This window comes from Methylobacterium sp. BI1, from assembly GCF_056680125.1.
Map to the genome: position 1 here is coordinate 730213 of NZ_CM155267.1, position 22394 is coordinate 752606.

The 22394-nt window shown below is 70.4% G+C and carries 17 protein-coding genes; 9 read left to right on the top strand and 8 right to left on the bottom strand.

Annotated elements, in window-relative coordinates; translation table 11 throughout:
• Nucleotides 1-47 precede the first annotated feature (47 nt).
• The 6 genes from ftsA to AC1MGR_RS03505 all read left to right on the top strand — a co-directional run bounded on the left by ftsA (nt 48) and on the right by AC1MGR_RS03505 (nt 7792).
• Nucleotides 48-1370, top strand: a complete 1323-nt coding sequence (gene ftsA / locus AC1MGR_RS03480; RefSeq protein ID WP_056215981.1) for a cell division protein FtsA — start codon at nt 48-50, stop codon at nt 1368-1370.
• Nucleotides 1371-1491: 121 nt separating this feature from the next.
• Nucleotides 1492-3285 carry a cell division protein FtsZ gene (gene ftsZ, locus AC1MGR_RS03485; protein ID WP_480233666.1) on the top strand — a complete coding sequence of 598 codons (1794 nt, stop codon included), beginning with the start codon at nt 1492-1494 and terminating at the stop codon, nt 3283-3285.
• A gap of 329 nt (nt 3286-3614) precedes the next feature.
• A complete protein-coding gene (lpxC, locus tag AC1MGR_RS03490; protein ID WP_108035537.1) occupies nt 3615-4562 on the top strand; it encodes a UDP-3-O-acyl-N-acetylglucosamine deacetylase in 948 nt (315 codons plus the stop codon).
• A gap of 222 nt (nt 4563-4784) precedes the next feature.
• On the top strand, nt 4785-5663 hold the full coding sequence (locus tag AC1MGR_RS03495; RefSeq protein WP_108035536.1) for an outer membrane protein assembly factor BamD: 879 nt from the start codon (nt 4785-4787) through the stop codon (nt 5661-5663).
• A 131-nt stretch (nt 5664-5794) separates the two neighbouring features.
• Nucleotides 5795-7462 (top strand): DNA repair protein RecN, encoded by a 1668-nt coding sequence (gene recN / locus AC1MGR_RS03500; protein ID WP_480233667.1) that lies wholly within the window; start codon nt 5795-5797, stop codon nt 7460-7462.
• A gap of 147 nt (nt 7463-7609) precedes the next feature.
• On the top strand, nt 7610-7792 hold the full coding sequence (locus AC1MGR_RS03505) for a hypothetical protein (RefSeq protein WP_480233668.1): 183 nt from the start codon (nt 7610-7612) through the stop codon (nt 7790-7792).
• A gap of 6 nt (nt 7793-7798) precedes the next feature.
• On the opposite strand, the gene AC1MGR_RS03510 is transcribed toward AC1MGR_RS03505, so the two are convergent.
• Nucleotides 7799-8041 carry a hypothetical protein gene (locus AC1MGR_RS03510; protein ID WP_108035533.1) on the bottom strand — a complete coding sequence of 81 codons (243 nt, stop codon included), beginning with the start codon at nt 8039-8041 and terminating at the stop codon, nt 7799-7801.
• A gap of 89 nt (nt 8042-8130) precedes the next feature.
• A complete protein-coding gene (locus tag AC1MGR_RS03515; RefSeq protein ID WP_480233669.1) occupies nt 8131-8652 on the bottom strand; it encodes a GcrA family cell cycle regulator in 522 nt (173 codons plus the stop codon).
• 307 nt (nt 8653-8959) lie between these two features.
• Between AC1MGR_RS03515 and gph the strand changes: the two genes are divergently transcribed.
• Nucleotides 8960-9640 carry a phosphoglycolate phosphatase gene (gene gph, locus AC1MGR_RS03520; protein WP_480233670.1) on the top strand — a complete coding sequence of 227 codons (681 nt, stop codon included), beginning with the start codon at nt 8960-8962 and terminating at the stop codon, nt 9638-9640.
• Between the two features lie 91 nt (nt 9641-9731).
• On the opposite strand, the gene AC1MGR_RS03525 is transcribed toward gph, so the two are convergent.
• From AC1MGR_RS03525 to AC1MGR_RS03535, 3 genes are all read right to left on the bottom strand, one after another.
• Complete coding sequence (locus AC1MGR_RS03525) at nt 9732-10448, bottom strand: DUF4142 domain-containing protein (protein ID WP_108035530.1); 717 nt, start codon at nt 10446-10448, stop codon at nt 9732-9734.
• Between the two features lie 514 nt (nt 10449-10962).
• A complete protein-coding gene (polA, locus tag AC1MGR_RS03530; protein WP_480233671.1) occupies nt 10963-14022 on the bottom strand; it encodes a DNA polymerase I in 3060 nt (1019 codons plus the stop codon).
• 99 nt (nt 14023-14121) lie between these two features.
• Nucleotides 14122-15279 carry a YihY/virulence factor BrkB family protein gene (locus tag AC1MGR_RS03535; protein WP_480233672.1) on the bottom strand — a complete coding sequence of 386 codons (1158 nt, stop codon included), beginning with the start codon at nt 15277-15279 and terminating at the stop codon, nt 14122-14124.
• Between the two features lie 332 nt (nt 15280-15611).
• Between AC1MGR_RS03535 and AC1MGR_RS03540 the strand changes: the two genes are divergently transcribed.
• On the top strand, nt 15612-17426 hold the full coding sequence (locus AC1MGR_RS03540) for a monovalent cation:proton antiporter-2 (CPA2) family protein (protein ID WP_108035527.1): 1815 nt from the start codon (nt 15612-15614) through the stop codon (nt 17424-17426).
• 3 nt (nt 17427-17429) lie between these two features.
• Here AC1MGR_RS03540 and AC1MGR_RS03545 read toward each other — a convergent pair whose 3' ends face one another.
• The 3 genes from AC1MGR_RS03545 to AC1MGR_RS03555 form a co-directional block, all read right to left on the bottom strand.
• On the bottom strand, nt 17430-18911 hold the full coding sequence (locus tag AC1MGR_RS03545; RefSeq protein ID WP_480233673.1) for a UdgX family uracil-DNA binding protein: 1482 nt from the start codon (nt 18909-18911) through the stop codon (nt 17430-17432).
• 1 nt (nt 18912) lies between these two features.
• Nucleotides 18913-20127, bottom strand: coding sequence for a putative DNA modification/repair radical SAM protein (locus AC1MGR_RS03550; RefSeq protein ID WP_108035525.1), 1215 nt, complete (start codon nt 20125-20127; stop codon nt 18913-18915).
• Between the two features lie 121 nt (nt 20128-20248).
• The gene (locus AC1MGR_RS03555; protein WP_480233674.1) at nt 20249-20866 is read right to left on the bottom strand and encodes a regulatory protein RecX; all 618 of its coding nucleotides are present in this window, start codon (nt 20864-20866) and stop codon (nt 20249-20251) included.
• An 81-nt stretch (nt 20867-20947) separates the two neighbouring features.
• Here AC1MGR_RS03555 and AC1MGR_RS03560 point away from each other — a divergent pair, with 81 nt between their 5' ends.
• Nucleotides 20948-22378, top strand: a complete 1431-nt coding sequence (locus tag AC1MGR_RS03560; protein WP_108035523.1) for a TAXI family TRAP transporter solute-binding subunit — start codon at nt 20948-20950, stop codon at nt 22376-22378.
• Nucleotides 22379-22394 lie beyond the last annotated feature (16 nt).

Sequence of the window (22394 nt, forward strand, 5' to 3'; positions counted from 1 at the left end):
GCATCCCGCGTCCCGTCCCCGTTTCACCTCCTCCGCCCGGTAGCCCGATGCACGACCCGCACGGCCTCACCCCACGCCTGAAGCCTCTCTCCGCCCGGCGCAGCACCACCCTCTCGGTGCTCGACATCGGAACGAGCAAGGTCGTCTGCCTCATCGCCGAACTCCAGCCGGCCGAGGCCCTCACCACCCTGCGCGGGCGCACCCACTTCGCCCGCGTCATCGGCATCGGCCACCAGCGTTCGCAGGGCCTGAAGGGCGGCGTCATCGTCGACCTCGAAGCCGCCGAGGGCGCGATCCGACAGGCGGTCCACGCCGCCGAGCGGATGGCGAAGGTCGAGGTGCAGTCGGTCATCGTCAACATGTCCGGCGGCCGGATCGGCTCGCAGCATTTCGAGGCCCGCGTCGGCACCCGCACCGGCACCGTCACGGGCTCCGACGTGGAGCGCGTGCTCGAGACCGCCTCGGCACACGGCGTCAGCCCCGGCCGGGCCGTGCTCCACGCCCTGCCCACGGGTTACGCCATCGACGGCCAGGGCACGGTCATCGATCCGTCCGGCATGATGGGCGACGCTCTCGGAGTCGACCTCCACGTGGTCACCGGCGAGGCGGCCGCCGCCCGCAACCTCATGCTCGCCGTCGAGCATTGCCACCTCGGCGTCGAGGCGGTGATCGCCACGCCCTACGCTGCCGGCCTCTCGGCCCTGGTGGACGACGAGGCCGAGATGGGCGTCGCCGTGGTCGACATGGGCGGCGGCACCACCAGCGTCGGCGTCTTCTCCGGCGGCCACCTCGTCCACGTCGACGCGGTCGCTGTCGGCGGCCACCACGTCACCATGGATATCGCGCGCGGCCTCTCCACCCGGGTCGCCGCGGCCGAGCGCCTCAAGACCCTCTACGGCTCGGCCATCGCCACCGCCTCCGACGAGCGCGACATGATCGCGGTCCACGGGGTCGGCGAGGACGAGGGCGATGCCCCCAACCACGTGCCGCGCTCGCAGCTCGTGCGGATCATCCGCCCGCGCGTCGAGGAGGTGGTGGAACTGGTGCGCGACCGCCTGCGCGCGGCCGGCTTCTCGGCCCAGGCCGGGCGCCGGGTGGTGCTGACGGGAGGCGCGAGCCAGCTCGTCGGCCTGCCGGAGGTCGCCCGCCGGGTGATGGAGGGCCAGGTCCGCATCGGCCGGCCGCTCGGCATCCGCGGCCTGCCGGAGGCCGCCAAGGGCCCCGCCTTCTCGGCGGCGGTGGGCCTCCTGGTCTACCCGCAGGTGGCGCATGCGGAGCATTTCGAGCCGCGGGGCCACGGAGCCTTCGCCGGCACGGGAACGGACGGCTACCTCTCGCGCGTCGGACGCTGGATCCGCGAGAGCTTCTGAGACGACCGCCGGCACGCCCGAAACCCCGCGGGGTGGGCGTGGATGGCCAGACCCAAATCGGCGCTCCTGACTTCAAGGCAGGCGTCAAACGAAACGTGAAAGGCACGAGAGGCTCGACACCATGGCCATCAGTCTGCAGGCGCCGGATATCCGGGAACTCAAGCCCCGCATCACCGTCTTCGGTGTCGGCGGAGCCGGCGGCAACGCCGTCAACAACATGATCGAATCCGGCCTGCTGGGCTGCGAGTTCGTGGTCGCCAACACCGACGCCCAGGCGCTGACCTCCTCGAAGGCCGAGCGCGTGATCCAGATGGGCCTCGGCGTGACGCAGGGCCTCGGCGCCGGCTCGCACCCCGAGGTCGGCTCGGCCGCCGCCGACGAGGTCATCGACGAGATCCGTGACCAGCTCTCCGGCGCCCACATGTGCTTCATCACCGCCGGCATGGGCGGCGGCACCGGCACCGGCGCGGCCCCCGTCATCGCCCGCGCCGCCCGCGACATGGGTATCCTCACCGTCGGCGTGGTCACGAAGCCGTTCCAGTTCGAGGGCGTGCGCCGGATGCGCACGGCCGAGGCCGGCATCCAGGAACTCCAGGCCGCCGTCGACACCCTGATCGTGATCCCGAACCAGAACCTGTTCCGGGTCGCCAACGAGAAGACCACCTTCGCCGACGCCTTCGCGATGGCCGACCAGGTGCTCTACTCGGGCGTCGCCTGCATCACCGACCTGATGGTCAAGGAAGGCCTGATCAACCTCGACTTCGCCGATGTCCGCGCGATCATGCGCGGCATGGGCAAGGCCATGATGGGCACCGGCGAGGCTTCGGGTGAGAACCGCGCCAACCGCGCCGCGGAAGCCGCCATCGCCAACCCGCTCCTCGACGACGTCTCGATGAAGGGCGCCCGTGGCCTGCTGATCTCGATCACCGGCGGCAACGACCTCACCCTCTACGAGCTCGACGAGGCCGCCACCCGCATCCGCGAGGAGGTCGACTCGGACGCCAACATCATCCTGGGTGCCACCTTCGACGAGAGCCTCGACGGCATCATCCGGGTCTCCGTGGTCGCCACCGGCATCGAGCCGGCGCTGATCGCCGCCAACTCCCAGAACAACCCCGACATCGTCCAGACCGAGCAGCGCATCGCCGAGGTCGCCGAGCGTCTGCGTGCGGAAGCGAGGGCGCGGGCCGCACAGCCCGCGTCGACCTTTCGCCCCGTCGGACAGGACGGAGCCGTAGCGGCCCCGGCCGCGCAGTCCGCCGCTCCGCAGTCGCTGCAGGCCGCCCCGATCCAGGCCGCTCCGGTCCAGGCTCCGGTGCAGCAGACCCTGCGCGCCCCCGAGCCGGTGGCCCTCGCCCCCGAGCCGATGCGGGTCGAGCTGCCCCAGGCCCCGGTGATGCGCGACGAGGTGATGCTGACGCAGACCCAGCCGCGCGCCGCCATGTCCTACGAGCCCGCGCCGATGCCGGCTCCCGAGCCCGCGCCCCAGCATGCCGCCGGCCCGTTCGTGCCGCCCCGGCCGGCCGTGGCCGTAGCCCGCGCCCCCCGCATGCCGCAGATCCAGGACCTGCCGCTTCCCGCCCAGGCCCAGCTCCGGGCCCGCGAGGAGCAGCCGGCCGAGCCGGCCGGCGATTCCAAGCGCATGACCCTGCTGCGCCGTCTCGCGACGGTGGGTTTCGGCGGACGCCGTGAGGATGTCGAGGCCGCACCAGTTCCGCAGATGCGGGCTCCGGTCGCCCCGACCCCCCAGGTCCCGCCCGTGGACTACGCCAAGCGCGCGCCGGTGCAGGCTCCCCCGGCCTACCGCCCGGCCCAGGGCAACCTCGATCCCCAGGGTCGTGTCGCCCCCCAGGCCCGCATGATGGACGACGATCAGCTCGAGATCCCGGCCTTCCTGCGCCGCCAGGCGAACTGACGCCGGGGTCCGGAGGACCCTTCGACGCCCAGGCTGAGATATTTCAGCCACAGGCCCGGAGCCTCGCAGCTCCGGGCTATGCCTATTGTTAAACCGTTGCTCCGAAACGAGATTCGGATTCGCTGGTGGAAACCGCGGCTGTAACACAGCGTAAGAATCCGTGATTTGGCCTGCCTCTGAGGCGCGGCTATACGAATTTTGGAACGACAAGGCGCGGTGGTTTCGGCCATCAGACGCCGGCAGGGGCTTCAAGCAGCGGACGGATCGCAAGGGGCGCAGGGCCCATCCCGACGGGATGGGCGCGCCCGATCACGGCCGAGGGCTATGGAATGCGAACGAACCAACAGACGACACTCAAAGCCCCCGCGACCCTGAGCGGCATCGGCGTCCACTCCGGGAACCCGGTCGAGATCACGCTGCATCCGGCGCCCGCCAACCACGGCATCGCCTTTCTCCGCACCGGAATGTCCACCGGCAACGACCGTCTCATCAAGGCCCACCACGCCTGCGTCTCCGCCACCGAGCTCTGCACCGTCATCGGTGACGTCGAGAGCGGCGCGGTCGCCACCATCGAGCACCTGATGTCGGCGCTCTACGGTCTCGGGATCGACAACGTCCTAGTCGAGATCGACGGCCCCGAGATGCCCATCCTCGACGGCAGCGCGCTTCCCTACGTACAGGCCATCGACGCCGTCGGCACCGCGAGCTGCGGCGCCGCCAAGCGCTGGATCAAGGTGCTTCGCTCCGTCCGCATCGAGGTCGGCCGCGCCTTCGCCGAGCTCCGCCCCATCGACCGGGGCTTCCGCCTCGACGTCGAGATCGATTTCGAGAACCCGGTGATCGGCCGCAGCCGCAAGGCGATGGACCTCACCCCCTCCGCCTACCGCCGCGAGATCGCCGGCGCCCGCACCTTCGGCATGATGCGGGACGTGGAGCGCTACTGGAAGGCGGGCTTCGCCCTCGGTGCCTCCCTCGAGAACACCGTCGCGGTCGGCGAGACCGCCGTCGTGAACCCCGAGGGACTGCGCTACGCCGACGAATTCGTCCGGCACAAGTTCCTCGACGCCGTGGGCGACCTCGCCCTCGCGGGTCTCCCGCTCCAGGGTGGCTACCGCTCCTATTGCGGCGGCCACCGCATGAACGTCGGCGTCCTCACCGCCCTGTTCTCCGATCGCGCCAACTACGCCATCGTCGAGGGTCCCGGCGCCCGCCGCGAGACCAGCCTGACCGAGTTCGGCGCCAGCCTCGGCATCGCCGCCTTCGTGGGCGATCTGTAGCGCCACCGACACACAGCCTTCCTTTTCTGTCCGGGGCGTGGCCCGCCCGCCGCTTTCGCGCCCAAATCGCGCTTCACGGTGAATCGAGCGTGAAACGGGACGTCCGTCCGGTGTGCAGCGCACCCGGATCGTGGCATGAGGCCGTCAGCCACGCGACCGACCTTTGTGATGGCTTGACGACGCGAGTCCGAGAACGGACCCGTCTGTTGGGGGAACACCGGAATGCGCCTTACTCATCCCAACCGCGGTGCGATGGCGGCCGTGCTGGTGTCCGTCATCGGCCTCGGCCTCGGCGGATGCGACGCCCTCGACTCGATCAATCCCTTCGCCGAAAAGTACAAGCCGGAAGTCGTTCCGGATGTTCCCGCCGACAAGCTCTACAGTGAGGGCTTGGCGCGGATGGAGGACAAGGACTACGAGGGCGCCTCGAAGAAGTTCGGCGAACTCGACAAGGCCTACAGCTACTCCGACTGGTCGCGCAAAGCGCTGCTGATGACGGCCTACGCGAATTACGAAGGCGCGAAGTATGACGACGCGATCAACGCCTCGAAGCGCTACCTGCAGCGCCATCCGGCGAGCAAGGACGCGGCCTACGCCCAGTACCTGATGGCGATGTCGCACTATAAGCAGATCCCCGATGTGACCCGCGACCAGGACCGCTCGGAGAAGGCGCTCGCCGGCCTGCAGGAGCTCGTCCAGAAGTATCCGACCTCGGAATACGCGGCCGACGCCAAGGCCAAGATCCAGATCACCCGCGACCAGCTCGCCGGCAAGGAGATGGAGGTCGGGCGCTTCTACCTCGAGCGTCGCAACTTCCCGGCCGCCATCAACCGGTTCCGCGACGTGGTCAGCAAGTACCAGACGACCCGTCACGCCGAGGAGGCTCTGGAGCGCCTGACCGAGGCCTACATGGCCCTCGGCCTGACCCAGGAGGCCCAGACCTCCGCCGCCGTCCTCGGCCACAACTTCCCCGACAGCCCCTGGTACAAGGATGCCCACGCGCTCCTGCAGAACGGGGGCCTCGAGCCGCGTGAGGAGAAGAGCTCCTGGCTCAGCAAGGTCTATCGCGGCGTGATCGGACGCACCGCCGAGGCCCAGTAAGCCCCAGGCCCGCCCCCGCACCGAGGGCCGCTTTGCCGCTCCCCCAGGGGGGCGGCATCTTTTTGCGTGAAGCCCGCCGCACTTCGCCGTAAACACGGCGCCAGCATCCACAACGGGACCCCAGACGCGGCATGCTGAGCCAGCTCGCGATCCGCGACATCGTTCTCATCGACAAGCTCGTCCTGAACTTTCGCGAGGGCCTCAGCGTCCTCACGGGCGAGACGGGCGCGGGCAAGTCGATTCTGCTCGACGCCTTCGCCCTGGCGCTCGGCGGCCGCGGCGACGGTCGGCTTGTGCGCCACGGGGAAGGGCAGGGCGCCGTCACTGCCGTCTTCGACGTGCCGCTCGATCATCCGGCCCGGGCGCTCGCCGCCGAGGCGGAGATCGACACCGAGGGCGATCTCATCCTGCGTCGCGTGCAGATGGCGGACGGGCGCACGCGCGCCTTCGTCAACGATCAGGCCGTCGGCGTCCAGGTCCTGCGCGCCATCGGCGCGGCCCTCGTGGAGATCCACGGGCAGCACGACGACCGGGCGCTGGCCGATCCCACCACCCACCGCGCCATCCTGGACGCCTTCGGGGGGCTGCAGGGCCCGCTGGCGCAGGTCGCCGAGGCGGCCAAGCGCGTCAAGGGGGCCCGCTACGCCCTGTCCGAGCACCGCGCCCGGGTCGAGGCGGCCGCCAAGGAATCCGACTTCCTGCGCCATGCCGTGGCGGAGCTCGAGACCCTCGCACCGGACCCGGGCGAGGAGACCACCCTGGCCGAGCGCCGCACGGTGATGCAGCAGAGCGAGAAGGTCGCCCGCGAGCTGAACGAGGCGATCGAGGCCTCGGGCGGTCCCATCGTCTCCCACCTCTCCTCCGCCCTGCGCAAGCTGGAGCGCCGGGCGGCGCAGCTGCCGGCCCTGGTCGAGCCCTGCGTCGCCGCCCTCGATACTGCCCTGACCGCCCTCGACGAGGCCCACACCATCCTCGACGTGGCCCTGCGCGAGGCGGAGTTCGATCCGCGCGAGCTGGAGCGGGTGGAGGAGCGGCTGTTCGCGCTCCGGGCCGCCTCGCGGAAATACCAGGTGCCGGTGGACGACCTCGCGGCCCTGCGTGAGCGCTACGCCGCGGACGTCGCCGCGATCGACGCCGGAGAGGAGGCCCTCGGCGGCCTGGAGGCGACGCTCGCCGCCGCCGAGGCCGCTTATGCGAAGTCCGCCGCCAAGCTGACCGACGGGCGCAAGCGCGCCGCCAAGGCCCTCGATGCGGCGGTGAAGGCCGAGCTGCCGCCGCTCAAGCTAGAGCGCGCCCGCTTCATCACCGAGATCGCCACCGATCCGGACTCCCGCGATCCCTCCGGCTATGACCGCGTGGAGTTCTGGGCCCAGACCAATCCGGGCACGCGCCCGGGGCCGATGATGAAAGTCGCCTCGGGCGGCGAGCTCTCGCGCTTCATGCTCGCCCTGAAGGTGGTGCTCGCCGACAAGGGCTCCGCGCCGACCCTGATCTTCGACGAGATTGACACCGGCGTCGGCGGGGCGGTGGCGGATGCTATCGGTGCCCGGCTCGGACGCCTCGCCACGCGGGTCCAGGTGGTGGCCGTGACCCATGCGCCCCAGGTGGCGGCGCGGGCGGAGACGCACTTCCTGATCGCCAAGGATCCGGTGAAGGGCAGCGACCGGGTCGCCACCCGAGTCGCCTCCCTGGAAGCTCCGGCGCGGCGCGAGGAGATCGCCCGGATGCTGGCCGGCGCGACGGTGACCGACGAGGCCCGGGCCGCGGCCGCGCGCCTGCTCCAGGCGGCCGACGCCTGAGCGTTTCGCCGTGGCACAGTCTTTAACGAATTTTTAACCATGTTGGGCGACACTCGTTGAACGGCGAGTGCGCTCCATTTCGGCGCCGGCGTTGGATCGCTCGAACGAGGGACTGAGACGTTGGACCAGAGAGTTTGCGACGGCGAGATGCGGGAGGACACGACGCATGCGTGTCAGCCCAACCTGCCCGACGACACGCGGTACCGTCTCGGAACCGCGCTGCGTTCGATCTACGAGGAAACCTGCGACACCCTGCCGATCCCCGACAGCCAGATCGATCTGCTGCTGCGCCTGCGGCACAAAGAGCGCGACCGGCGGCGGATCGACTAGGAACGGCTACCAGCGCCGCGCATTCGGCTGCCGCTTGTACTCGGCCGCCCGGATCTGGGTCATGACCCGGTCCAGGCTGAGAAGGAGTGCCTTCTCGTCGTCGGCGGCTTGATCCACGGCCTCCTGGCCCGGACCGAACTGTCGGCGCAGCTGCACCAGGGACAATTGGCGTTCCAGATCCTCGCGCTGCGCATGCAGGTCGAGGAAAGCGGCCTCGTCGGCATCGATGGCAGTCGTTGGCTCCGTCACGGCGCGTCACCTTCTCGCACCGGTCGGGAACCGGCGACGAGGATCAACGCACGAAGTCGCTAAACCGTGCCGCGCTGGCGGGTGATGGATCAGCGAAAGCCGCCGACCCGCCGGTCTCGCTTGCGCTCGGCCGCCGGCTGGTAGGCGATCTGCGCATGGGCGGTGCAGTAGGGCAGGCCGGTGATCGAGCGGTCGCCGCAATAATGGAAATCAGGCGAGGTGGGATCGCCGATCGGCCAGCGGCACATCGACTCCCGCAGGTCCATGATCGTCACGCGCCGCGAGATCGTCAGGGCCACGGGCGCCACCACCGCCGGTGCGGCCGATGGTGCCTCGAAGGAGACGGCGGCACCGTCGAGGTCGGGGGCCACGATCGCGGGCGCCACGACCTCCAGCTCCGGCTCGCGCACGACCTTGCGCGGCGACACGCCGGGCGTCTCGGCCGACTTGACGCGGCCCGACAGGCCGAGCCGGTGAACCTTGCCGATCACTGCATTGCGGGTCACGCCGCCGAGCTGCGTCGCGATCTGGCTGGCGCTCAGGCCATCCTCCCACAGCCGGCGCAGGAGATCGACCCGCTCGTCCGACCAACCCGGGACCGTTTCCGTCATAGCCCCCTCCGAAATCGCCCGCTTCCGTCCGTTCGGCTCACGTGACGCCCTTGCACCGGGCCTGCGGCGCCGAGATCAAGACCGTCATCGCAGGAAGGACAGCGGCCCCCCGGCCGTCGATGTGCGAACCGTACAGGACGCCGAGACGCCGAGGCAAGTGCAGGCGGGATCATGCCCCGACACCCCGGTCACCTGTCCACCGGCAAAGGCCGGGCCGCTCCGCATCCAGCGGCCTCGCCCGTACGGCCCGGATGAGCTAGAGCGGCGGCTCCGCGCCCTCCCGTCCGCTCTGATCCTGCGAGTGTCCATGACCGCCCTGCCGCCCATCGCCGTCTTCGATCTCGACGGAACCCTGGCCGAGACCGCCGGCGACCTGATCGGCACCCTGAACGTGATCCTGCGCCGCGAGGGGCTCCAGGCCCTGCCCCTCGAACAGGCCCGGGACATGATCGGGGCCGGCGCCAAGGCCCTGATCCAGCGCGGTTTCACCACGGCCGGCGAGCCGCTGTCGATCGAGCGCCTGGAGGCGCTGTTCTCGGACTTCATCGCCCATTACGGCGACCATCTCTGCGAGCAGTCGCACCTGTTCCCCGGCGTGGTCGAGGCCCTGGACGCTCTTCGGGCTCGGGGGTTCCTCCTCGCCGTCTGCACCAACAAGTATGAGGGGCAGGCGGTGCGTCTCCTCGAACTCCTCGGGGTAGCCGACCGCTTCGCGACGATCTGCGGTCGCGAGACCTTCCCGTACTTCAAGCCGGATCCGCGGCACATCACGCTGACCGTCGAGCGCGCCGGTGGCGACCCGGCCCGCGCCGTCATGGTGGGGGATTCCCGCGCCGACATCGACGCCGCCAAGGCCGCCGGCATTCCGGTTGTGGCGGTGCCCTTCGGCTACACGGACCTGCCCGTGACGGAGCTCGGCCCGGACCGGGTCATCGCCCATTTCGACGATCTCGGCGCCGCCGTGGCGGCCCTCGTCCCCACAGCCTGACGCGGACCAAGGAGCCGTGCCACGAAAAAGGGCCGCCCCCGAGGGGCGGCCCTGTCTCGTTCCGGTGCTTTTGCCGGTGCTCTTCGGCCGATCAGTTGATGCGGTCGGCGAGGTTGGCCGAGTGGGCGTGCTCGCCGGCGATGTAGGGCAGCGCCTGGTTGGCGAACTCACGACCCTGTGCGCTGTCGCCGTTGCGGGCGTAGGAGGCGTAGAGGCCGAGGGTGCGGGCATCCGAATTGGCCTGCTGGTCGACGTAGGCGCGGTCGAAGTCGCGGCCCGAGCGGGCGGACTTCAGGCGGTCGATGCGGCCCTGGCCCTCGGCGCCGATGGCGACGCGGCGGCCCGGCTCGGAGGGGCTGTTGTCCACCAGGCCGACGCCGCCGAGGACGCCACCGACCACGCGCTGGGCGATGGTGGCCGAGATCGTCACCGGGGCGAGCACGACGCCGACCGGGTTGTCGAGGCGGGTCTCGAAGGGCTGGGTGTCGGACACGACGGTGCCGCCGGCGGTCAGCGAAGTGCCCTCGGGCAGAAGCGCTTGGGTGGTGGCCTTACGCTCGACGAGGACGTTGTGGGCGTACTGACGGACCCGCGGGTTGCGCGAACGCTCCAGGGCGATGCGGCTCGACTCGATGCTGACGGCATCCGAGCGCAGGGCGGCAGCGCGGAAGTCGGATGTGTCGGTCACGGCCGGCTGGTTGCCATCGAACTGCGGGGCGACGCGGAAGGACAGAGGCTCCTGGGCCAGGGCCGGGGTGGCGAGGGCAGCGACCGACAGGCCGAGGGCGGCAAGGAGGGACTTGGTCATGGCGGTTTCTCTTTCCGGGGCGCCTGGACGGCGCCGTTCTTGGTGATCGGTTGCGGTGCGGCAACACGTGGCCCGAGCGGGCGTTCCACCCTGCGTCGCATTGGAGCATTGCGTTCGGGGGGGTGTTATTTCGCGCGCCCGACTCCACGGCGCGTCCGCTCCCCGAGGGCCAAACCCGGCGCCAGGACCCGGTATCGTGTCCGCCGATGCGGGGCACTGCGCGGCCGACGCGGGCTCCCGAGGCGCAGCCCGGCTAACCCTCGACGCCCTGAACCGGCTACCCGCAGGCGCAGGATCGAACGCTCGAGTTGATCAGTCTGCGCCGGCGGGTATGTCGCGGCGCAATGCGTCACCCGCCGGGATCGCGACAGGCGACCCGGCCCCAGGGGACGGCGCCACCTCGACGGGCCGGCCGTCGCGCGGCTGCCACGAATTGAACAGTTAGCCCGGCGCGCCGTTCGCCGTTCGCCGTCTGCCTCGACGGGGCCCCGCCTCGCCGTAGCGGAGGCGCCTCTCAGTGCGCCTCCTCCCAGTTCAGGGCGGCGCGGGCCTCGACCATCAGGGGCACCCGCAGGGTCAGGGCGGGGGCGGGGGCGTCGACCATGATGCGGGTGATCACCGGCAGGGCCTTCTCGACCTCGTCCTCGGGGGCCTCGAACACGAGTTCGTCGTGCACCTGCAGGAGCATGCGCACGTTGAGGCGCTCGGCCCGAAGCGCCTCTTCCATGCGGATCATCGCCCGGCGGATGATGTCGGCGGCCGAGCCCTGGATCGGGGCGTTGATGGCCTGACGCTCGACGGAGGCGCGCTCGTTGGGGTTGTTCGAGCGGATCTGCGGATAGTGGCAGACCCGGCCGAACAGGGTGGTGACGTAGCCGAGATCCCGGCAGCGGCGCTTGGTGTCATCAATGTAGGCGCGGATGCCGGGGAAGCGCTCGAAATACTGCTTGATGAAGGTGCCGGCCTCCTCGCGGCCGATGCCGAGGCGGTCGGCGAGGCCGAAGGCCGAGATGCCGTAGATGATGCCGAAGTTGATGGTCTTGGCGCGCCGGCGCAGGTCCGGCGTCATCTCGGCGAGCGGCACGCCGAACATCGCGCTGGCGGTGGCCGCGTGGATGTCGATGCCGTCCTCGAAGGCCTGGCGCAGCTGCGGGATGTCGGCGATGTGGGCCAGCAGACGCAGCTCGATCTGACTGTAATCGGCCGAGATCAGACGGTTGCCCTCCGCCGCCACGAAGGCCCGGCGAATGCGCCGGCCCTCCTCGGTGCGGATCGGGATGTTCTGCAGGTTCGGTTCGGAGGAGGAGAGCCGGCCGGTAGTCGTGGCGGCCAGCGAGAACGAGGTGTGGACCCGGTCGGTCTCGCGGTCGGCATGCTGCTGCAGCGAATCCGTGTAGGTGGATTTCAGCTTGGCGAGCTGGCGCCATTCGAGGATCTTCTTCGGAAGCGGGTGCCCGGCTTGGGCCAGCTCCTCCAGCAGGGTCGCGGGCGTTGCCCACTGGCCGGAGGGCGTCTTCTTGGCGCCGGGCAGGCCCATCTTGCCGAACAGGATGTCGCCGATCTGCTTCGGGGACGAGACCTGGAATTTTTCGCCCGCATCCTCCTGGATCTCCTCTTCCAGGCGCACGAGGATTTGCGAGAAGTCGCCGGACAGGCGGCTCAGCATGTTGCGGTCGATGCGGATGCCCTCCGCCTCCATCCGGGCGATCACCGGCACCAGCGGGCGCTCCAGGGTCTCGTAGACCGCGACGCGCTTCTCCGCCACGAGACGCGGCTTCATCATCCGCCAGAGGCGCAGGGTGACGTCGGCATCCTCGGCCGCGTAGGCAGTGGCCTTGTCGAGCGCCACCCGGTCGAAGGTGATCTTGGCCCGGCCCGTGCCGGCCACGTCCGAGAAGGTGATGGGCTGGTGCCCGAGATGGCGGCGGGCGAGCTCGTCCATGCCGTGCCCGCCCTTGCCGGCATCGAGCACGTAGGAGATCAGCATGGTGTCGTCGAAGGGCGCGACCCGGATGTCGTAGCGCGACAGGACGGCGAAGTCGTATTTCAGGTTTTGGCCGACCTTCAGCACGCCCGGGTTCTCGAGGAGCGGCTTCAGCCGGGCGATCGCATCCTTGAGGGGAATCTGGCCGGGCAGCAGCCCGTCGCCGAACAGGTCGTCGCCGCCGCTATGGGCGAGGGGGATGTAGGCCGCCCGGCCCGGCGCCACGCAGAGGGAGACGCCCACGAGGTTGGCGTGGTTCGCGTCCAGCGAATCCGTCTCGGTGTCGACGGCGATGACCCCGGCCTCCTCGGCCTCGGCGATCCAGGCGTCGAGCTGCTCGACGGATCCGATCGTCTCGTAGGCGGCCGTGTCGAAAGGCTTGACCGATTCCGCCGCCCGCGCCGCCACGAGGCCGGCGGGCGTAGGCTCGGAGGGGCCGCGGGGCTTGGCTGCGACGTCGGGCAGGCCGAGGTCGGCGAAGGGATCGACCTCGCCGCTCGGGGCACCGGATGCGGTCTCGGGGTCGACGGGAACCGGGTCACCGTGGGCGTCCGGAAAGAACGGTGCGTCGGGCGCGGGCTCGCGGTTCGGCAGCAGGGCCGGGTCGGGCTGCACCGCCTCCGGGTCGACGTGGAGCATCTGGGCGATGCGCCGGGTCAGGGTGTTGAACTCCATCGCCTTGAGGAAGCCAACGAGCTTCTGGGGATCGGGCTTGGGCAGACGTAGGTCGTCCAGCGGAACCGGGACCGGCACGTTCTCCTCCAGCGCCACCAGCTTACGCGAGAGTCGAGCTTGGTCGATGCTGGCGAGCAGGGTCTCGCGCCGCTTGGGCTGCTTGATCTCGGCGGCGCGCTCCAGGAGGGCGTCGAGGCTGCCGTATTCCTTGATCAGGGCCGCGGCGGTCTTCAGGCCGATGCCGGGCACGCCCGGCACGTTGTCGGAGGTGTCGCCGATCAGCGCCAGGGCGTCGCCGATCTGCTCGGGGGTGAGGCCCTCCCACTTGGCGATGATCGCCTCGCGGTCGAGGTTGCGCTCGGGCCGGTAGCCGGGCTTGCCCTTGGCGCCGGATTCGAAGTCGTAGAACCGCACCAGGGGGCCGACGAGCTGCATCAGGTCCTTGTCGGAGGAGACGATGATGACGTCGGCGCCCCGCGCCTCGGCCTGGCGTGAATAGGTGGCGATGAGGTCGTCGGCCTCGTAGCGGATCAACTCGATCGGCTGCAGGCCGAAGGCCCGCACGGCATCGCGCATCAGCGGCATCTGCCGCTTGAGGTCGTCCGGTGCGTCCGGCCGGTGACCCTTGTAGTCGGGGAACAGTTCCTTGCGGAACGAGCCCTCCGACTTGTCGAACACGATGGCGAGGTGCGTCGGCATCACCCCGGCCGCGCCCTCCTGCACGAACTGGGCGATCTTGGTGCAGAACAGTCGCACCGCCCCGGTGGGCAGGCCGTCCGAGGGCCGGGTGTTGTACTTCTGGTCCTGGTTGATCGACTGGAAATACGCGCGGAAGATGAACGACGAGCCGTCGACCAGGATGATCTGGTCGCCGGGGCCGACAGGCTTCTGCTCGGAGGTCGTCTCGGCGGTCATGCGCGGGTCACGGATCCTTGGGACAGGGGCTTCTGTCTAGAGCGACCCTCTGAGAAGCGCTACGCCTGTTCAAGGCGTGAGCGGTCTCTCCCAAGCCCTTCAGGTCGCAGCCCCCACCGTATCGGCCATCCGGGCGTCGCGGGTGCCCAACGGCTGTTCGGGGCCACGGGTGGTGTCGGCCTCGGTCTGGTGCTCCATCTCGGCGTTGATCTCGGCGCCGATGAGCACGATCGTGGTCGAGATCCAGATCCAGGTCATGAAGCCGATCACGGCGCCGAGCGAGCCGTAGGTCTCGTTGTACTTGCCGAAATTGGCGACGTACCAGGAGAAGCCCAGTGAGGTGACGAGCCAGGCCACGGCGGCCAGGGCGCTGCCCCAGGTCACCCAGCGCCAGCGCGGGGCGTCGCGGCTCGGGCCGTAGCGGTACAGCAGGGCGAGGCCGCCGAGCACCGCGGCGAGCAGCACCGGCCAGCGCAGCAGGGCGATGTACCAGGCCTCCGAACTCAGGCCGATGATGTTGATGGCCGCCGGCACCACCACGATTCCGACCAGAGCCAGGATGATGAACAGCAGCGCGCCGGCGGTGAAGCCCAGCGAACGCAGGTTGAGCCAGATGAAGCTGCGCGTCTCCCGCTCCTCGTAGACGATGTTCAGGGCGGAGAAGACCGCCTTCATCCCGCCGTTGGCACTCCAGACCGACAGGACGATGCCCGTGAAGAAGGTCAGGCCGAGGGTGGTGTCGCCCTTGGCGGCGATGCGCTTGACCTGCTCGCCGATGATCTCGAGGGCGCCGGAGGGAATGACGCCCTGCAGGCTCTGCAGATGCTGGTTGATGGTGGCGACGTCCGCCACCAGCCCGTAGCAGGAGACCAGGGCGGCGACGGCGGGGAAGATCGCCAGGAGCACGTAGAACGTGACGCCGGCGGCGACCGAGACGATGTTGTTCTCCGAGATGTCGTGGAACACCCGCATCCCGATATCCTTCCAGCCCTTCGCCGGGATGTCGGACGGCGTGCGCGCCCCGCGGCCGCGCTCGGGCTCGGCGCTGGCCACCCGGCGAGCCTCGGCGCCGGCATGCGACGGGGAGGGCTGACGGGTCGGATCCTTCGGCATCGCCCGGGCCGGTGCCGTCCCGCCGGTCCGGCGCGGAAGCGCGACGAAGCCAAGAAGGGCGGTGGCGAGGGCGACGGTCCAGAGGGTCGAATTTCGGGTCTCGACTGCATTGGGTGCAGTCGAATGCTCATTCGGTGAGGTCATCGATCGTCCGTTCCGCCGAAGGGATCGTCATCGCAAGGTGATGCTGGCGTTGCTCGACGCAACAAACGTTGCTTCGACAACAGGACGCGACGGCCAAGAGTTTCCTCCCGGCTCACGGAAAAGCGAGCGGACGACAATGCGACCGCCCGTCGGATTTATTCCGCGAGACCCCCGTCCGAGAGCGGGCGTTGTGCGTCGGGGCACGCGGAGCGACGCGGGGCGCGGAATTTCGGGCGCAGCCTGGACGTGAGCGCCGATCGCGGCTTGCCCTCGCGGGCGCCACGCGGCACGGCCCAGAGAGCCCCAGATCTCGACCCGGAGACTCCCGACCCGTGCCGCACGCGACAGAGCTGATCGCCATCATCGCCCTCGGCCTCGTGCTGGCCTTCGTGTGCGGAATGCTGGCGCAGCGCCTGCGCCTGCCGCCCCTCGTGGGCTACCTCCTCGCCGGCGTCCTCGTCGGCCCCTATACGCCGGGCTTCGTCGGCAACAGCCAGCTCGCCGGCCAGCTCGCCGAGATCGGCGTGATCCTGCTGATGTTCGGGGTCGGGCTGCACTTTTCGATCAAGGACCTGATGGCGGTGCGCACCATCGCGCTGCCGGGCGCCATCGTGCAGATCCTGGCGGCCACCGCCATGGGTGGCGCCCTGGCGCTGGCCTGGGGCTGGGGCCTCGGCGCGGGGCTCGTCTTCGGCCTCGCCTTGTCGGTGGCGAGCACGGTGGTGCTGCTGCGGGCGCTGGAGGAGCGCCGGCTCCTCGACAGCGACAAGGGCCGCATCGCGGTGGGCTGGCTCATCGTGGAGGACCTCGCCATGGTCCTGGCCCTCGTGCTGCTTCCGGCGCTGGCCCCCTCCCTCGGGGGCGACGGGGCGGGTGCCGCGCACCATGCGGGGGACGGCAACATCTGGCTGACCCTCGGGCTGACGCTGGCCAAGGTCGGGGTCTTCGCCGCCGTGATGCTGGTGGGCGGGCGCCGCTTCGTGCCCTGGCTCCTCGACCAGGCGGCGCGCACGGGCTCGCGCGAGCTCTTCACCCTGGCGGTGCTGGCCCTGGCGCTCGGCATCGCCTTCGGCTCGGCGGAGCTCTTCGGCGTCTCCTTCGCCCTGGGCGCCTTCTTCGCCGGCATGGTGCTCGCCGAATCCGATCTGAGCCATCAGGCGGCGGCCGATTCCCTGCCGCTGCAGGACGCCTTCGCGGTGCTGTTCTTCGTCTCGGTCGGCATGCTGTTCGACCCCGGCATCCTGATCCGCGAGCCGCTCTCGGTGCTGGCGGTGCTCGGCGTCATCCTCATCGGCAAGTCCCTGGCGGCGGTGGCGATCGTGCTGGCCTTCCGGCATCCCCTCGGCACCGCGCTCACCATCGCGGCGAGCCTCGCCCAGATCGGCGAATTCTCGTTCATCCTGGTCAGCCTCGGCCTGTCCCTGAAGCTCCTGCCGGAGGAGGGGCGCGACCTCATCCTCGGGGGCGCGATCCTGTCCATCACCCTGAACCCGCTGTTCTTCGCGCTCACCGACTGGGTCGGGCGCAAGGTCGCCGAGCGCCCCAGCCTCGCCGCCCGCTTCGAGCGCAAGGGGGCCGCGGCCCTGGCGGTCACCAGCGAGAGCCCGCCGCACCGGGGCCACGCGATCATCATCGGCTATGGCCGGGTCGGCAGCACCATCGGCAAGGCGCTGAAGGCCTGGGACTTGCCCTACATCGTCCTCGACCGTGACCGTCGCCGGGTGCTGGAGCTGCGCCAGGAAGGCATCGAGGCGGTGTTCGGCGACGCCACGGCGCCGGGCATCTTGCAGGCCGCCGACATCGCCCAGGCCCGCCTGATCGTGATCGCGACGCCGGAGGCCCATACGACGCGGCGCATCGTCGAGCTCGCCCGGGAGATCCATCCGGGCATCGACACCCTGGTGCGCACCCACAACGACGGCGAGCGGCGCCACTTCGAGGAGCAGGGCGTCGGCCTCGTGCTGATGGCCGAGCGCGAACTGGCCTTCGGCATGACCCTCTACGCCCTGCGCAGCCTCGGACTGAAGGAGGGCGAGGCCCGCATCTTCGTCGACAGCACGCGGGTCGAGAGCCGGTCCGCCCCCATCGAGACGGCGATCGATCAGGTCACGCCGGAATTGCGCCCCCACAAGGAGGAGGGGGCATAGGCCTCAGGCCGCCAGCGACTGCCCGAGTTCGTGGACCCGGCGCAGGTCGGCGACGAACGCCGCGTAGGCCTCCGCCTTCGCCTCGTCCGGCAGGCGCAACAGGTAGGACGGGTGCACGGTGATGAAGCCCGCATAGGGCTTCTCGAACTGGGCCGGTCCCCGCGCCCGGGTGATCGGGATGGCCTTGCCCGTCAGGGCCAGGACGGCGGTGGCGCCTAGGGCCACCACGAGCTTCGGCGCCACGAAGTCGAGCTCCCGGTCGAGCCACCAGCGGTAGTGGCTGACCTCGCCGGCGGTGGGCTTCTGGTGAATGCGGCGCTTCCCCCGCTCCTCGAACTTGAAGTGCTTGACCGCATTGGTGAGGTACGCCTCGCCCCGGTCGATTCCGGCCTCGGCCATGGCCCGCGACAGCAGTTGCCCGGCGGGCCCGACGAAGGGGTGCCCCTGGCGGTCCTCCTGGTCGCCCGGCTGCTCGCCCACGAAGGCGATGGTCGCGCCCACCGGCCCCTCGCCGAGGACGGCCTGGGTCGCGCCGGGGACCAGCGGCTCCGAGCGCCGGATGATGGCGTTGAGCGCCTCCAGCGAATCCGGGGCTTGGTCCGCCATGGCCGCGACGGCGCGGGCGGGGTTGCGCTTGACCGGCATCTGCGGCTCCCTCTCGATCATGGCGCCGGTCCGCGCCGCCGCCTGCCGAACGAGGCCCGGAATGGCGGCGGTCTCGGGCATGTTGCGCCAGTACTTCTTCGGCATTTCCGCCCGCATCGCGGCGAGGTTCGTCCGAGCGGGGTTGAACGTGCTCTCGTAGTAATCGCGCCAACCGGCCTCGAAGCCGTCCTGGGCCGGTGCGTCCTCGCGTCGCCCCGGCGGCCCGAATCTAAGGGTCTGGCCGTCCCAACGGGCGGAGGCCTCCGGCGTCAGGATGGTCCAATCGAGCCCGCGGAAGCGGTCGACGAAGAACGGTGCGGCCGCCCCCAGGATGTGGTGGTCCGGCTCGAACCAAGCGACGAAGCGCTCGGGTCCGTCTCCTTCGACGCGGCGGAAACGCAGAAAGGCGTGCATCTTGTGCAGGTCGCGGGCGATGGCCTTGCGCATCCGCTCGAGGCGATGGACCAGCGGATCGCTCGAGATCTCCAGCAGGCGCCGCTCGCCGTGCAGGATGCGCCAGATCAGCTCGTAGAGCAGGGCGTAGCGCTCGGGATCGCGGTGGAGCACCACCCGGGCGACCATCTCGCCTACCCCGCGCGGCAGGCTCAAGGGGGCTTCGTCGGAGGGGGCGGGGGCCGGCGTCCCGAACAGCCCGGACGCCGCGCCGATGGACCAGAGCACCCGCTCCGGCGGGGTGCCCCGGCCGGCCAGGCGCCGGGCCGCGGCCCGGAAGCCGTCGAGATCGGCACCCGGCGAGAGGGCGACGGCTTCCAGCGCGCCGCGCCCGAACCCTGTTCCCTCCGCGGAGGAGGGAGGGGCCGATCGGTGTGCGCCCGCCATCCTAGAACAGCGACAGTTGCTTGGGTGGGTCGGCCAGCCGCGCCCGCAGGTCGAGGCGGTCGGTGAGGCCGCCCGCCGGGTGGTAATCGGCGGCGATGAGGAAGGGCCGCGCCCGCTTCAGGGCCGAGGTCAGGCGGGCGACATCGTCGAGGCGCAGGCGGGTGTGCCGGCGGGCCCGGATGATCTTGTCCACCGCCCGGGCGCCGAGGCCCGGCACCCGCAGCAGCATCTCGCGGTCGGCGGCGTTCACGTCGACGGGGAAGCGCGCCCGGTGCTTCAGGGCCCAGGCCAGCTTCGGGTCGATGTCGAGGGAGAGCATCCCGTCCTCGGTAGCGTCGGCCACGTCGTCGGGGGTGAAGGCGTAGTATCGCAGCAGCCAGTCGCCCTGGTAGAGACGATGCTCGCGCTGGAGCGGGGGCGATGTCAGCGGCAGGATGGTCGAGCCGTCCGGGATCGGGCTGAAGGCCGAGTAGTAGACCCGCTTGAGGTTGTAGGAGCCGTACAGGAGCGCGCTCTTTCGGATCAGCGCCTCGTCCGTGGTGGCGTCCGCCCCGACGATGACCTGCGTCGACTGGCCGGCGGGGGAGAAGCGGCGCTTCTCCGCCTTGGCCTCGGTGATGCGCTCGCCGATCTGCGCGATGGCGTGCTGGATGACGGCGCCGTCCTTCTCGGGCGCCAGGCGCTCCAGGCTCGCCTCGGTGGGCAGTTCGACGTTGATCGAGAGCCGGTCGGCGTAGAGGCCGGCCTCCTCGATCAGCCAGGGGCTCGCCTCCGGGATCGACTTGAGGTGAATGTAGCCGCGAAAACCGTGGTCGCGCCGCAGGGACTTCGCCACCCGGGTCAGCAGCTCCATGGTGTGGTCGGGCGACTTGATGATGCCGGAGGAGAGGAACAGGCCCTCGATGTAGTTGCGCTTGTAGAACTCCACCGTGAGGGTCACGACTTCCTCGACGGAGAACTTCGCCCGCTGCACGTTGGAGGAGCGCCGGTTGACGCAGTAGGCGCAGTCGAACAGGCAGTAGTTCGTCAGCAGGATCTTCAGGAGCGAGATGCAGCGCCCGTCCGGCGTATAGGCGTGGCAGATTCCGGCGCCGGTGGTCGAGCCGAGCTCGCCCTTGCCGGCCGTGCGCTTGGGCGCCCCGGAGGACGAGCACGAGGCGTCGTACTTGGCGGCATCGGCGAGGATGCGCAGCTTCTTCGCGAGCGTTTCGTCCATGAAGAAGAGATGCGCCTCGTTCGCGGTTCGTTCAAGTTTTCGCGCGCGAATTCGGGCTTTCTCCGCCGCCGCGATGTCGCAGCCCGAGGGTGGAACCACAGCGCGGAACCGCGTTCCGTCGCTAAGCGTCCGGGTCGAGGGTTTCGGCGTCGGGATCGGCCTCGATCACCCGTCGGCCGAGGCCGTAGGGGAAGCCGGCGCGGGCCATGGCGGCGAGGTCCCGGTCGCGATGGGCTTCGCGGGTCCCGGGCCGGCGCCAGGGTCCGAGGCGCCGCCGCTTGGCATAGGCCCGGGCCGCTTCCTCTTCCAGGTCGACGCCTTCGTCCGCCGTCTCCCGCTCGGTCTCCATCGCGTGGGCCACCTGCTCGCGCGACACGCCCTTGGCGGCGAGCTTGGCCGACAGGGCGCGGGCGGAGGCTCCGCGCCGTCGCAGGGCCGCCAGGCGCCCGGCGGTGAAGCGGGCGTCATCGACGAGGCCGGCGCTGACCGCCCGGGCCACCGTGGCCTCGATCGCCTCGGCGAAGGCGCTCGCCTCTTCCCCTCGCAGGCGGCAGCGCTTGTCGACCCGCCGCTTCAGGGTCTGCCGCAGCATTGCCACGGAGGCGCTGTAGCGTTCGAGGTAATGCAGGGCTGCCCGCTCGAGATAGGCGGGGGTGACGGGCGGGGGCGGTTTGACCTCGGTCCGGCCATCCGGTGCGGCTCCGGTGGGGCGGCGGGACGCAACGTTTCGCGGTGTCATCGGTTCTTCACGATCCGGACGGGTTTCGGGTGTCGGTCTCGCAGATATGGTGATCACGCTGGACAAAGGCTCGTTCCTGCCATGCCGGCATTTCTCGTGAGACGCGAGTGGCTTCTCGTCCTCCTGGCGCTCGGCTTCGCCGTGGTGGCGGGGATGCTGGTCTATCTGTCGCGACCCACCACCCTGACCGTTGCCGTCGGTCCCCGGGACGGCGCCGAGGCGACCCTGCTGCAGACCTACGCCCAGGCCCTCGCCCGCGGTCGCGAGGATGTCCGCCTCAGGCTCAATTTCTACGATGACGTGCGCGACAGCGCCGAGGCGCTCCAGCGCAACAAGGCCGACCTCGCGGTGGTCCGGCCCGACGTCCTCCTGCCCGAGAACGGGCTCACCCTGGCGATCCTGCACGACGAAGCCCTGCTGATCGCCGCCCCCGAGGCGGCCGGCATCGAGAACTTTCCCGATCTCGCGCGCAAGCGCCTCGGCGTGGTCGAGCGGCACGCCGCCGACATGCCGTTCCTGACGAACCTCCTCGCCTTCTACGACTTCTCGGCTCAGCCGGCGGCCGAGCCGGTCCTCGAAACCGGCCTCGGCCCGGCCCGGGTCGCCCTCGTCCCCCTCACCCCCCAGGAGGTGACCAGCGCCATCGCGGAGGGCCGCGTCGACGCGGTGGCGGTCATCGCCGCGCCGGCTTCGAAAGCGGCGATCTCGACGGTGCGCGCCGTCGAGGCGGCCTCGGCCGAGAAGAAGATCAATTTCGTCTCCGTGCCGGATGGCGGGGCGATCATCCAGCGGATGCCCGAACTGCAGGCCGTGACGATCCCCGCCGGCACCTTCGGCGGTCGCCCGAAGCGCCCGGAGGAGGACGTGAAGACGGTGGGCGCCTCCTACCGGCTGATGGCCCGCGGCGGCGTCAGCCGCTTCACGGTCGCCTCGGTGACCCAGCACCTGTTCGAGTGGCGCTCCAAGCTGGCACCCCTGGCGCCCATCGCCAACCTGATGAAGGCGCCGGACTTCGATTCCACCGTCGCGGCCACGAGCGCCCGCCTGCCGAACCATCCGGGCGCGGTGGACTACTTCGAGCGCGAACAACAGACGATGTTCGAGCGCTACGAGGACTACATCTACCTGCTGGCGTTCTTTGGCGGCACCGTCGGCTCGGGCGTCGCCTGGATCGCCCAGCGCCTCGCCCGCAAACGGCGCGAGCGCATCGACATCGTCCTCGACCGCCTCCTCGACATCCTGCGCGAGGTGCGTGCCGCCGGCTGCAAGGCCGACCTCGACGGCCTCGTGCGCGAGACCGACGACCTCGTGGCCGACGTCGTTCAGCATGCCCGCGAGCGCAACATCGACAACCGCACCGTGAGCGCCCTCATCCTGGCCATCGACGCGGTCCATGCGGCGATCAACGACGAGAGGCGCAATCTCGGTTCGGGCGACGTCGAGAGCCGGCGGGCGGTGGACCACGCCCGCACGGCCCGTCTCCTCTCGCTCCACGCACCGGCGGCGGAGTAGCGGGCGGGATCCGGTC

What these genes read in the sequence shown, in the direction of transcription:
- ftsA (WP_056215981.1), top strand. Translation starts at nt 48, where the DNA reads ATGCACGACCCGCACGGCCTCACCCCACGCCTGAAGCCTCTCTCCGCC.
- ftsZ (WP_480233666.1), top strand. Translation starts at nt 1,492, where the DNA reads ATGGCCATCAGTCTGCAGGCGCCGGATATCCGGGAACTCAAGCCCCGC.
- lpxC (WP_108035537.1), top strand. Translation starts at nt 3,615, where the DNA reads ATGCGAACGAACCAACAGACGACACTCAAAGCCCCCGCGACCCTGAGC.
- AC1MGR_RS03495 (WP_108035536.1), top strand. Translation starts at nt 4,785, where the DNA reads ATGCGCCTTACTCATCCCAACCGCGGTGCGATGGCGGCCGTGCTGGTG.
- recN (WP_480233667.1), top strand. Translation starts at nt 5,795, where the DNA reads ATGCTGAGCCAGCTCGCGATCCGCGACATCGTTCTCATCGACAAGCTC.
- AC1MGR_RS03505 (WP_480233668.1), top strand. Translation starts at nt 7,610, where the DNA reads ATGCGGGAGGACACGACGCATGCGTGTCAGCCCAACCTGCCCGACGAC.
- AC1MGR_RS03515 (WP_480233669.1), bottom strand. Translation starts at nt 8,652, where the DNA reads ATGACGGAAACGGTCCCGGGTTGGTCGGACGAGCGGGTCGATCTCCTG.
- gph (WP_480233670.1), top strand. Translation starts at nt 8,960, where the DNA reads ATGACCGCCCTGCCGCCCATCGCCGTCTTCGATCTCGACGGAACCCTG.
- AC1MGR_RS03525 (WP_108035530.1), bottom strand. Translation starts at nt 10,448, where the DNA reads ATGACCAAGTCCCTCCTTGCCGCCCTCGGCCTGTCGGTCGCTGCCCTC.
- polA (WP_480233671.1), bottom strand. Translation starts at nt 14,022, where the DNA reads ATGACCGCCGAGACGACCTCCGAGCAGAAGCCTGTCGGCCCCGGCGAC.
- AC1MGR_RS03535 (WP_480233672.1), bottom strand. Translation starts at nt 15,279, where the DNA reads ATGACCTCACCGAATGAGCATTCGACTGCACCCAATGCAGTCGAGACC.
- AC1MGR_RS03545 (WP_480233673.1), bottom strand. Translation starts at nt 18,911, where the DNA reads ATGGCGGGCGCACACCGATCGGCCCCTCCCTCCTCCGCGGAGGGAACA.
- AC1MGR_RS03550 (WP_108035525.1), bottom strand. Translation starts at nt 20,127, where the DNA reads ATGGACGAAACGCTCGCGAAGAAGCTGCGCATCCTCGCCGATGCCGCC.
- AC1MGR_RS03555 (WP_480233674.1), bottom strand. Translation starts at nt 20,866, where the DNA reads ATGACACCGCGAAACGTTGCGTCCCGCCGCCCCACCGGAGCCGCACCG.
- AC1MGR_RS03560 (WP_108035523.1), top strand. Translation starts at nt 20,948, where the DNA reads ATGCCGGCATTTCTCGTGAGACGCGAGTGGCTTCTCGTCCTCCTGGCG.